This window comes from Actinoplanes teichomyceticus ATCC 31121 (genome assembly GCF_003711105.1).
GTDB classification, from domain to species: domain Bacteria; phylum Actinomycetota; class Actinomycetes; order Mycobacteriales; family Micromonosporaceae; genus Actinoplanes; species Actinoplanes teichomyceticus.
The window spans coordinates 6881477-6893002 of the sequence record NZ_CP023865.1; the positions used below are offsets into that span (position 1 = coordinate 6881477).

The following is an 11526-nucleotide window of genomic DNA, read 5'->3' on the forward strand; positions in this document are numbered from 1 at the left end:
CCACCGACCGTCCCTGCCGGGCCGGGAACTCTGTAGGGTACGGACATGCCTCAGATCCTCGACCGGGCCCGTGCCCGGGTCCTCGCCGACGGCGTCGGCCTCGACCAGGCCGAGATCCTGCAGATCCTGCGCCTTCCCGACGAGGACCTGCCCGAGCTCCTGCAGCTGGCCCACGACGTGCGGATGACCTGGTGCGGCCCGGAGGTCGAGGTCGAGGGGATCGTCTCGCTGAAGACCGGCGGCTGCCCGGAGGACTGCCACTTCTGCTCCCAGTCCGGGCTGTTCGCGTCCCCGGTGCGCGCCGTCTGGCTGGACATTCCGTCCCTGGTGGAGGCGGCCCGGCAGACCGCCGCGACCGGGGCGACCGAGTTCTGCATCGTGGCCGCCGTGCGGGGCCCGGACCGGCGGCTGATGGACCAGATGCGCGCCGGCGTCAAGGCGATCCGGGAGGCGGTCGACATCCAGGTCGCCGCCAGCCTCGGCATGCTCTCCCAGGAGCAGGTGGACGAGCTCGTCGAGATGGGCGTGCACCGGTACAACCACAACCTGGAGACCTGCCGCTCCTACTTCCCGAACGTGGTGACCACCCATTCGTGGGAGGAACGCTGGACCACGCTCAAGATGGTCCGTGAGTCCGGGATGGAGGTCTGCTGCGGCGGCATCCTCGGCCTGGGCGAGACGATCGAGCAGCGTGCCGAGTTCGCCGCGCAGCTGGCCGAGCTGGACCCGCACGAGGTCCCGCTGAACTTCCTCAATCCCCGGCCCGGCACCCCGCTCGGCGACCGCCCGGTGGTGGAGGGCAGGGACGCGCTGCGGGCGATCGCCGCGTTCCGGCTGGCGATGCCGAGGACCATCCTGCGGTACGCCGGTGGCCGCGAGATCACGCTGGACGACCTGGAGACGCGCGAGGGGCTGCTCGGCGGGATCAACGCGGTCATCGTCGGCAACTACCTGACCACGCTGGGCCGCCCGGCGACCGCCGACCTGGAGCTGCTGCGGGACCTGAAGATGCCGGTCAAGTCCCTGTCGGCGACGTTCTGATGTTCTGCGACCGGTGCGGCCGGCCCGCGTCCGAGGGAGATCACACGGGGTGCGCCGCGGCGCGGGAGCTGGAGCCGCCACGGTTCTGCCCGGACTGCCGCCGGCGGATGAAGGTGCAGGTGGTGCCGACCGGCTGGACGGCCACCTGTGTGGAGCACGGCACCCGTCGCGGTTGACGGCCGCACCGGACGGCCGCACGGGGTCGCGGCCTCCGGGAGCACCCGGTGGCCCGACCGCGGGTGGACCCTTGGGTGGCAGCGGACCCGAACCGGTGCCCGCCGCCACCCCTCTCACCGCTACCCGGAGGTAGCCGGAGTCTCGTCGCCCACCGGCTGGCCGGCCGCCGGCAGCGTCACGCTGACCAGCGTGCCGTCCCGCTCCACCGAGCCGTCCCCGAGCCGGCGCAGGGTACGCAGCATGGCCACGTTGTCCGCGCCGGTGTGCGCCACCAGCGCGGCGAAACCGGCCCGCTCGGCGTGCGCGCGCAGCCGCCGCACCAGTGCGGTGCCCAGGCCGCGGCGCTGCCAGGCGTCCTCGACCAGCACCGCGATCTCGCCCAGGTCGCCCTCGGCGAGCAGGGTGGCCACGCCCACCGCCCGGCCGTGCGGCCCGACCGCGAGCAGGGTCACCCCGCCGGCCGGCTGGAGCAGCCGGCGCAGCCGGGCCTCGGCGGGCCGCCCGCCGCTGAGGTAGCGCCGGCGCAGGGTGGCGGCCGAGCAGTGGTCGTGCAGCTCGCGGACCGCGGTCAGGTCGTCCGGACCGGCCGGGCGCACGGTCACCTCGGCGCCGTCCGGCAGCATCAGGGTCACGTTCTCCCGCTGGTGGCGGGCGACCGCGGCGGCCAGCTCGACCAGGGCCTGGGCCCGGGCGAACTCCGCCGGGGTGAAGGCGGGCAGGGCACGGAGCACCTCGTAGCCCCCGCCGGCCGGGTCGGTGAGGGTCATCCGGCCGCCGTGCACGCCGGGCTGCTCCGCGGACGGCCGCGGACGCCAGCGCACGTCGGTCGCGTCGAGCAGGCCGGCCAGCGCCTCACCCACCGCGTCCGGCGCGTGCACCAGGCGGCCGGCCAGGGCGAGCGCCCGGGTGGGCTGATCGGCCAGGCCCTGCGCCTCGGCGCGGGCGACGAACGCGTCGCGCCCGCGGCCCTTGGTCACCGCGGCCAGCAGGTCCGGCTCGGTCATCGTGTCCGGCGCGTCGACCAGGAAGTCGTCGACCGCGCCCGCCTCGGTGGTGTGCACCTGGACGGCAAGGATGTTGACCGACTTGAGGGCGAGACTGGCGGTCAGCACGGAGAGGTAGCCGGGGCGGTCGTCGACCGTGGCCCGGATCCGCCACAGCGCCATGCGGGCACTCCTTTCGCTCTCCCCCTACGGTGCCTCGGCGTTGTTGCGCGGATATTGCCGTCAGCTGCGTTCTCGTCGTTAAGACGATCACACCTGGGAGACCGTGGCGGGCGTCACGGCATCCAGCCGGCTGCCCAGGATGACCGCCGCGGCGCGGACCAGCTGGGCCACCCGGTCCACCTCGGTGACGTGGAAGGCGGCGGCCGGCAGGTCGTCCTCGTCGGTCCGGGCGACCAGCAGCACCAGCCCGCCACGGCCGAACGGGGCGACCGCGTACCGGGCGCCGCCGGGCTCGGCGAACGGGCGGGCCCGCAGCGGGGTGACCTCGGGCAGGTGCAGCGGGGACGGGGCGCGCCAGCTGGCGTACGCCACCCGGGGCTCGTTGCCGACGCCCTTGGCGCCGTTGCGCGCGGCCCAGTCGGCCGGGACCACCGCGGCGGCGGCCCAGTCCGCGGCGAGCAGGCCGGGCACCGCGTCGACCAGGGTGGCCAGCCCGTCCGCCGGGTTCGCCGCGACCTGGGCGAGCAGCTCCGCGTCGTGGCCGCCGTTGACCGGGGCGCCGATCGCCCGCCACACCCCGTCGACCTGCACCCCGGGGATCGCGGCCAGGCCGGCGAGGAGGCGTTCGACGCGCGCCGCGCCCGGCCACACGACGGTGAAGTCGTCGACCGCCCGGCCACCGAGCCGTTCCAGCACCACGACCTGGACGATGTCCGCGCCGGCGACGCCGAGGGTGCGCGCGACCTGGCCCAGGGCGCCGGGACGGTCCGGCAGGGTGACTCGAACCCGCAGCAACATGAAACTCCTCCCGTCGCGGACGGCCGGTGCCGCCGTCCCGGTCAACACCCTGCCCACCCGGCGTTTCCGACCCGTTGCACGGCCGTGTCCCGGCCATCAAGCCGGGCGGGGTATGCCAGATGTCACAACTCACCGTAAGTAGTCGGAGCTCCGGGTTCGCCGCCGGGTGTCGGTTGTCCGACACTTCGCCGGTTACGGCGTGTCGCGCGACCGGCCCGACGGTAGGCCGACATCCGGCACAAACCAGGCTCTAGAGTCGGAGGCATGATCTGCGAGCGCTGCCGGGAACGGCGGCACGAGGAGTGCCGGGGCGGATCCTGGTGTGACTGCCAGCACCGCGAACCGAAGCCGGTCCCGCCGGTCACCGGCCCGCCCGGCCCATGAGCACGCTGCCCGCCGCCCGGGAGCTTCTGGTCGCCCGCTATCCGCGGCAGGACCGGCCGATCCTGCGGGTGAACTTCATCGCCAGCGCCGACGGGGCGGTCACCGTCGACGGCCTCTCCGCGGGCCTTCAGGGCCCCGGCGACAAGGAGGTCTTCGACACCCTGCGGATGGTCTGCGACGCGCTGGTCGTGGCGGCCGGAACGGTGCGCGCCGAACGCTACGACGCGCTGCGGCTGACCGCCGAGGCCCGCGCCTGGCGGGTGGCGCACGGGCTCAGCGAGTTCCCGCTGATGGTGATCGTCTCCGGGGCGCTGGCCCTGGACCCGGCGCAGCCGATCTTCGCGGACGCGCCGGTCCCGCCGATCGTGCTCACCCACCACGCCGCCCCGGCCACCCCGATCGCCGAGGTGGCCGAGGTCATCCGGGTCGGTGACGAGCACGTCGACCTGGCCGCCGGGGTGCGGCTGCTGCACGAGCGCGGCGCCACCCAGCTGCTCTGCGAGGGCGGTCCCGGCCTGCTCGGTTCGCTGATCGCCGCCGACCTGGTCGACGAGCTCTGCCTGACCGTGGCCCCGCTGCTGGTCGGCGGCCGGGCCGGGCGGATCGCGACCGGGCCGCCGGCGCCGCCGCGGCGGATGTCGCTGCGGCACGCGCTGACCCGCGACGACATGCTCTTCCTCCGCTACGAACGGCTGCCGCACCCGTGACGGCTGGCCCGACCGGCCCCGGGCGCGCCGTCCGTCGATCTCTGCCAATCGATCCGGGCCGGGGCGCGCCTCCCCGCCACGATCAAGATCTTGTGCATAACTCTGTGGATGAGCCCCAGAAGTTGTGGAAAACACGAAAGGGTGGCCGCCCGACGGGCAATGTGTCGTACCCCTGAGGCACCATGATCGGCGTGTCTGACGAAACTTCCCCCGTCGGCCGGGTGCTCGGTACCGCCGATGCCACCCCGCTGCAGTTCTGGACGGCTGTCTCCCCGGGCAGCTACCTGCAGCTCGACGACGTCGTGGTGACCCGGCGCGACCTGCCGGACCGGGAGCCGGTGACGATCGCCGGGGTGGTCACCCAGGTCCGGGCCCGCCACGAGGGCGCCCAGTTCGACTCGGACGTGTTCGCCATCGCCGACGGCACGCTGCCGGCCATGGTCCAGGAGGCGGCGGAGATCACCACCACCCGGGTCGACCCGGAGCTGTACGTCCCGCCCGCCCCCGGCGCGATCGTGCACCGGGCCTCCGGCGAGGCCCGCGACGCCGCCCTGCACTTCGACCGGATGGAGCGGCGGGTCCCGATGGGCACCGGCCGCGACGGCGTCCCGGTCTTCCTGAACGCCGACTTCCTGGACGGCACCCGCGGCGCGCACGTCTCGATCTCCGGCATCTCCGGGGTGGCCACCAAGACCAGCTTCGCGACGTTCCTGCTCTACTCGGTGTTCCGGTCCGGGCAGCTGGGGGCCGACGGGGCCAACGCCCGTGCGCTGATCTTCAACGTCAAGGGCGAGGACCTGCTCTTCCTGGACCATCCGAACACCAAGCTCGACGACGACACCCGGGCGTACTACAAGCTGCTGGACCTGCCCGCCGCGCCCTTCGCCGACGTGCGCGTCTACGCCCCGCCGCGGGCCGGCGACTCGTCCGGCGCGCCCGACGTGAGCAGCCGGCTGACCGGGGTCGACGCGTTCTACTGGACGCTGGACGAGTTCTGCTCGGCGAAACTCCTGCCCTACGTGTTCGCCGACGCCGACGACGAGCGCCAGCAGTACACGATGGTGGTCCACTCGGTCACCGCCCACCTGCACCGGCACGCCGTCCCGGCCGAGGGCGGGATCAGCATCGACGGTCGCCGCATCGGGTCGTACGCGGATCTCGTCGATCACATCGTCGACCAGCTCACCGACGACGAGACCCGGTCGACCTGGGCGGGCAGCGCGGTCAACATGGGCACGGTCAACGCCTTCGCCCGCCGCCTGATCGGCAGCAAGCGCGACCTGTCCCGGCTGATCCGCGGCGACCTGGCCCAGCGCCGCCCGCACCGGATCAAGACCGCGGACAGCGCCCAGGTCACCGTGGTCGATCTGCACAACCTGCCGGACCGCGCGCAGCGGTTCGTGGTCGGCGTGACGCTCAAGAGCGAGTTCGAGGAGAAGGAGAAGTCCGGCACCGGGCGCCCGCTGCTGTTCGTGGTCCTCGACGAGCTGAACAAGTACGCCCCGCGCGAGGGCTCGTCCCCGATCAAGGAGGTGCTGCTGGACATCGCCGAGCGGGGCCGCTCGCTGGGCGTGATCCTGATCGGCGCGCAGCAGACCGCCAGCGAGGTCGAGCGCCGGATCGTCACCAACTCGGCGATCCGGGTGGTCGGCCGGCTCGACCCGGCCGAGGCCTCCCGCCCGGAGTACGGTTTCCTGCCGCCCGCCATGCGCCAGCGTGCCCTGCTGGCCCGCCCCGGCACGATGTTCGTCAACCAGCCGGACATCCCGGTCCCGCTCTGTGTGGAGTTCCCGTTCCCGGCCTGGGCGACCCGCAAGTCCGAGTCCGGTCCCCCGCCCGCCGAGACGCTCCGGTCGATCGTGCAGGGCGCCGACCCGTTCGCCGTGATCGGCGGCCGGGCCGGCGGCGCCGACGACGACATCCCCTTCTAGGCCGGGACTAGGGTTCAGCGATGCGCATCCTGCACACCTCCGACTGGCACGTCGGAAAGGTTCTCAAGGGCCGGAACCGCTTCGAGGAGCACACCCGGGTGCTCGCCCAGGTGATCGAGATCGCCCAGGCGGAGCGGCCCGACCTGGTCATCGTCGCCGGTGATCTGTACGACACCGCCGCGCCGACGGCCGAGTCCACCCGCCTGGTGACCCGGGCGCTGTCCGCGCTGCGCAAGACCGGCGCCCGGGTCGTCGCGATCGGCGGCAACCACGACAACGGCCAGGCGCTGGACGCGCTGCGGCCGTGGGCCGACGCGGCCGGCATCGAGCTGCGCGGCTCGGTCCGGGAGAACCTCGGCGACCTGCTGATCGAGGGGACCACCGCGGCCGGCGAGCGCTGGCGGCTGGTCGCGCTGCCGTTCCTCTCCCAGCGGTACGCGGTCCGCGCCGCCGAGATGTACGAGCTGACCGAGGCCGAGGCGAACCAGACGTACGCCGATCTGATGGCCCGGCTGATCGCCAAGCTCAGCGAGCCGTTCGCCGAGCCCGGCGTGGTGAACCTGGTCACCGCCCACCTGACCATGGTCGGGGCGAGCACCGGCGGCGGTGAGCGGGAGGCGCACACCATCATGGGTTACGCGGTGCCGGCCACGGTCTTCCCGCCGAACGCGCACTACGTCGCCCTCGGTCACCTGCACCGCGCGCAGCGGGTGATCGCCCCCTGCCCGACCCGGTACAGCGGGAGCCCGCTCGCCGTCGACTTCGGCGAGGAGGAGAACGTCTGCTCGGTGGCGGTCGTCGACGTCTCCACCGACCGGGCCGCCCAGGTGCGCGACGTGCCGGTGACCTCGGCGCTGACCCTGCGTACCGTCCGGGGCACCCTGGAGCAGCTCGCCACGGTGAACCTTCCGGACGCCTGGCTGCGTGTCCTGGTCCGCGAGGCGCCCCGCCCCGGCCTGCGCGAGGACGTGCAGGAGCTGCTGCCGAACGCCCTGGAGGTCCGCATCGACCCGGACATGCTGCCCGATCGCGCGGGCGCCCGGTCGGCGCAACGCGCCGGTCGCTCCCCGCGCGAGCTCTTCGGCGACTACCTGGACAGTCGCGGCAACGCCGAGGACGGCGTCCGCGAGCTCTTCGACGAGCTGTACGACGAGGTGAGCAGCAACCAATGAGGCCCATCAGGCTGGACATGTCCGGGTTCACGGTGTTCCGCGACCAGACCACCGTGGACTTCACCGACGCCGACTACTTCGCCCTGGTCGGGCCGACCGGCTCGGGCAAGTCGACGGTGCTGGACGCCATCTGCTTCGTCCTCTACGGCCAGGTGCCGCGCTGGGGCGGCGCCCGGGGCATCGGCAACGCGCTCGCCCCGTCCGCGGCCGAGGCCCGGGTCCGGCTGGTCTTCGAGTCGGCCGGCGACCGCTACGTCGCGACCCGGGTGGTCCGCCGCGACGGCCGCGGCAACGTCAAGACGTCCGGCGCCGGGCTGCAGCTGATGCCGCCCGGCTTCGACGTGACGAAACTGGACACCGGCATGGACCTGGCCGACCTCGGCGAGGTGCTGGCCGGTGTCCCCGCCGAGATGGACGAGGCGGTGCAGACCGCGGTCGGCCTGCCGTACGAACAGTTCACCAGCTGCGTGGTGCTGCCGCAGGGGCAGTTCGCCGACTTCCTGCACGCCAAGCCGGCCACCCGCCAGCAGATCCTGGTGAACCTGCTGGGCCTGCAGATGTACGAGAAGGTGCAGGTCCGGGCGGCCGAGCGGGGCAAGGCCGCGGACGCCAAGCTGACCGTGGTGGACCAGTCGCTGGCCGCGCTGGAGGACGCCACCGACGAGGCGGTCGAGGCCGCCGCCGCGCACCTGGAGCGGATGCGCGGGCTGACCGCCGCGGTGGAGGCGGCGGTGCCGGGACTGCGGACGGCCCGGGCGGCCGAGGAGACCGCCCGCGGCGCCCGCGACACCCTGGACGCGGAGCTGCGGCAGCTGGCGGCGGTGCGTACCCCGCCGGGGCTGGCCGAGGCCACCGGGGCGGTCACCGCGGCCCGCGACGCCGCCGCGCGCGCGGCGCAGGCCGTGCACGAGGCCGAGGAGGCCGAGGAGAAGGTCCGCGGTGAGCTGGTCGCGGCCGGCGACCCCGGATCGCTGCGCCTGGCCCTGGACCGGCACACCGAGCTGGCCCGGCTGACCGAGCAGGAGGGCTGGTTCGCCGGCAAGGTGTCGGTCGCCGAGGTGGAGTGCCGCGACGCCCGCGCCGCGGCCGATCTGGCCGAGTCCGAGCACCTCGGCGCCCAGCAGCTGCTCGAACAGGCCCGGCAGGACTACCGCGACGCACAGCAGCTGGACCGCGCCGCCGCGCTGCGCGGCCACCTGGTCGCCGGGCACCGGTGCCCGGTGTGCGAGCAGACCGTGACCGTGGTGCCGCGGGTGCCGCGCGAGTCGGCGGTGCGGCTGGCCGAGGCGGCCGGCGCCGCCGCCCGGGAGGCCGCCGAGCAGGCCGCCGCCCGCTGGCAGCAGCGCGACGCGGTGGCCCGCAACCTGGAGAGCGACCTGGAGCGCAAGCGTGGGCAGTACGAACACCATCTGACCCGGCTCGCCGAGGTCCGCAAGGCCGTGCAGGGGCTGCCCGGGGTGGCGGCGATCGAGGAGCGGCTCGCCGAGTTCGGCCGGTTGCAGCGCCGGCTGGAGGAGGCGGCCACCGCGGTGCGCGCCGCCCGGGACGGGTTGCGCTCGGCGCAGGCCGGCGTCCGGGCCGCCGAGGAGCAGCAGCGTGCCGCGTGGCGCACCTTCGATTCGGTACGCGACGGCCTGGCCCGTTTCGTGCCGCCACCGGCCGACCGGGACGACCTGGCCGGCGCGTGGCGGGCCCTGGTCGAGTGGGCCGGCGCCGAGCACGGCGCCCGCTCGGCGGCCCGGGACGAGGCGGAGGCCGCCGTGGTCGCCGCGCACGAGGCGACGGCCGGCGCGCACGCGGCGATCGTGGCGCTGTTCACCGAGGCCGGGGTGCAGGCCCCGGCCGCCTCGCCGGCCGACGCCGAGGCCACCCTGATCCGGGCCGCCGCGGTCGCCGCGGAACGCGCCGAGGCTGCCTGGCAGCGCCTGGCGGAGCGGCACGCGCAGGCCCGCGAGCAGCAGGAGCAGCGGATGCTGCTGCAGCGGGAGAGCCGGGTGGCGAAGGCGCTCGCCGGGCACCTGCGGGCGAACAACTTCGAGCGCTGGCTGCTGGAGGAGGCGCTGGACATGCTGGTCGACGGCGCGTCCCGGATCCTGCGGGAGCTCACCGGCGGGCAGTACGAGCTGATGCACGACAAGGGCGAGTTCTTCGTGATCGACCATCACGACGCCGGGCTGCGCCGGGGGGTGCGCACGCTTTCCGGCGGCGAGACGTTCCAGGCGTCGCTGGCCCTCGCCCTGGCCCTGTCCGAGCAGCTCGCCGGGATGAGCACCACGGCGGCGAGCCTGGAGTCGATCGTGCTGGACGAGGGCTTCGGCACGCTGGACGCGGCGACGCTGGACGTGGTCGCGGCGACGCTGGAGAACCTGGCCGCCCGCGGCGACCGGATGGTCGGGCTGGTCACCCACGTGCACGCGCTGGCCGAGCGGGTGCCGGTCCGGTTCGAGGTGCACAAGGACGCGCGGACCGCGCACGTCGAGAGGGTCGGCCTGTGAGGATGTACGTCGACGCGTGGGACCCGTCTTACGGGTCGTCGTTCGAGGGCGGGGACGGCGAGGGGCCGGCCTCGCCCAGCAGCGCGCAGGTGGACACCGATGTGGAGGTGCCGGCCGCCGAGTGGGCGCCGGTCGGGGCGCCGGTCGGCGCCCGCCCGCCGGACGTGGTGTTCCTGGTCGACGGCGTGCGGCGCAACGACGCCGGATTGTGGACGGCCGAGGAGGACGGCACGTCGTATCCCGGGCTGGCGGCGTCGTACGCGGCCGGGGTGGTCCGCTGCGACCTGGCCCGCGGAGTCGCCGAGCTGGTCGGCGCCCGGGTCGGCCGGGGCCTGTTCACCGCCAGCCCCACGGCCGGCGATCTGCAGGCGGGCACGGTCCGCTACGAGATCCACCGGATCAACGGCAGCGGCGAGGCGAGCAAGCTGCCGGCCGCCGTGCAGGGGCCGCTGACCGCGCTGGAGATCGAGATCTCCAGCGCGGCGCGGGACGGCGGCTCGGATGGCGCCGACCTGCTGATCGTGGACGGGCCGCTGCGCAACCGGCGGCAGCTGCCGCGCACGATCGGCTATGTCAAGACCCAGCAGAAGCAGTACCTTCCCGCCGCGCTCACCACCGTGGTCACCGCGTTGCGGCCGGGCCAGCGCACCCCGGTCTTCCATCTCGGCACGGTGTGGGGCGGCTGGTCGTGGTATCTGCGGCTGCCCGGGGCGACCGGGGCGCCGTGGTCCGGCATCGTCCGGGTGGAGTGCTCGCCGGAGCTCAGTGTCGACCAGGCGGTGGAGCTGGCCGGGTTGTCCAGCGCGACGCTGCCACGGTTCGCGTCGGCGTCGTACAAGGATCCGCGGGCCCCGCAGAATCTCGTGCCGATCGCGGGCCTGGAGCGGCGGCTGCGGGGAATGCTCGGCGACGCCCGAGTCCTGCACCGGGCCCTGACGCTGGCGACCGCCCGATCGCGCTGACCCGCGCCGGAAAACGCGCGGCGCCGCGGACGCCACCCTGCTCGCACTGACCCGGACCGGAAGCACGCGGCGCCGCGGCACCACCCGCCCGCGTCGACCCGCACCGCAAGCGCGCGGCGCCGCGGACGCCACCCTGCTCGCACTGACCCGGACCGGAAGCACGCGGCGCCGCGGCACCACCCGCCGGCGCTGAACCGCGCCGGGAGCGCGGCCCCGGCACCGCGTCCGCGTCCCACTTGCCGGGACGGGTGCCCGCATATCGGAACAGGCGGGGCACCTGGGCGATAGTGATCGAAGCGCTTTCGGTCACGGTGCGCCGAACCACCGGAATGGCCTCGTGACGGCGCCGCCCGGGGCCCGCCGAGTTGATCCGGTAAACATCCGCTCACCGGGGCGACGCACGCCCGAGCAGGACGATCAGAAATTGGGAGCGCTCCCGACCGGGTGTCGCCCGAAAGGGTACGAGAGATATCCGGGCATCCCCCGAACGGTTCGCCCACCCTGCCTTTCACCACACATTACTCCTCGGCGAACACCCAGCGAAATCGCGCGTTCACACAGCGAGATGACCCTCTGCCGCGGCGGGAAAATTATTTCCAGAGGCATGTCTAGGGCCCGATGTCACTGAGTATCATTCCGCCTTACCTGGCGTCCGAATCGGCGTAGATCAATCCCCCGTGATCCGCCGCCCGG

The 11526-nt window shown here is 74.1% G+C and carries 9 protein-coding genes; 7 read left to right on the forward strand and 2 right to left on the reverse strand.

The features are described 5' to 3' along the window. The first annotated feature begins 45 nt into the window (after positions 1-45). Both bioB and bsaP read left to right on the forward strand, forming a co-directional pair. Positions 46-1041 carry a biotin synthase BioB gene (gene bioB, locus ACTEI_RS30095; RefSeq protein WP_122980726.1) on the forward strand — a complete coding sequence of 332 codons (996 nt, stop codon included), beginning with the start codon at positions 46-48 and terminating at the stop codon, positions 1039-1041. Next, a complete protein-coding gene (gene bsaP / locus ACTEI_RS39530) occupies positions 1041-1217 on the forward strand; it encodes a biotin synthase auxiliary protein BsaP (protein WP_443592671.1) in 177 nt (58 codons plus the stop codon). The genes bioB and bsaP overlap by 1 nt, the downstream gene beginning before the upstream one ends. Positions 1218-1337: 120 nt before the next feature. Here the strand turns inward: bsaP and ACTEI_RS30100 are convergent, their stop codons facing one another. Together ACTEI_RS30100 and ACTEI_RS30105 are read right to left on the reverse strand one after the other, a co-directional pair. Beyond that, positions 1338-2384 carry a GNAT family N-acetyltransferase gene (locus tag ACTEI_RS30100; RefSeq protein ID WP_122980727.1) on the reverse strand — a complete coding sequence of 349 codons (1047 nt, stop codon included), beginning with the start codon at positions 2382-2384 and terminating at the stop codon, positions 1338-1340. An 87-nt stretch (positions 2385-2471) separates the two neighbouring features. Further along, on the reverse strand, positions 2472-3182 hold the full coding sequence (locus ACTEI_RS30105) for an ACT domain-containing protein (RefSeq protein ID WP_122980728.1): 711 nt from the start codon (positions 3180-3182) through the stop codon (positions 2472-2474). Between the two features lie 380 nt (positions 3183-3562). Between ACTEI_RS30105 and ACTEI_RS30110 the strand changes: the two genes are divergently transcribed. From ACTEI_RS30110 to ACTEI_RS30130, 5 genes are all read left to right on the forward strand, one after another. Continuing rightward, positions 3563-4273 (forward strand): pyrimidine reductase family protein, encoded by a 711-nt coding sequence (locus tag ACTEI_RS30110; RefSeq protein WP_122980729.1) that lies wholly within the window; start codon positions 3563-3565, stop codon positions 4271-4273. A 182-nt stretch (positions 4274-4455) separates the two neighbouring features. Next, on the forward strand, positions 4456-6204 hold the full coding sequence (locus ACTEI_RS30115) for an ATP-binding protein (protein ID WP_122980730.1): 1749 nt from the start codon (positions 4456-4458) through the stop codon (positions 6202-6204). A gap of 20 nt (positions 6205-6224) precedes the next feature. After that, positions 6225-7376, forward strand: coding sequence for an exonuclease SbcCD subunit D (locus ACTEI_RS30120; protein ID WP_122980731.1), 1152 nt, complete (start codon positions 6225-6227; stop codon positions 7374-7376). Further along, on the forward strand, positions 7373-9871 hold the full coding sequence (locus tag ACTEI_RS30125) for an AAA family ATPase (protein ID WP_122980732.1): 2499 nt from the start codon (positions 7373-7375) through the stop codon (positions 9869-9871). Before ACTEI_RS30120 ends, ACTEI_RS30125 begins: the two co-directional genes overlap by 4 nt. 2 nt (positions 9872-9873) lie before the next feature. Beyond that, a complete protein-coding gene (locus tag ACTEI_RS30130) occupies positions 9874-10833 on the forward strand; it encodes a hypothetical protein (protein ID WP_122980733.1) in 960 nt (319 codons plus the stop codon). Positions 10834-11526: the final 693 nt, after the last annotated feature.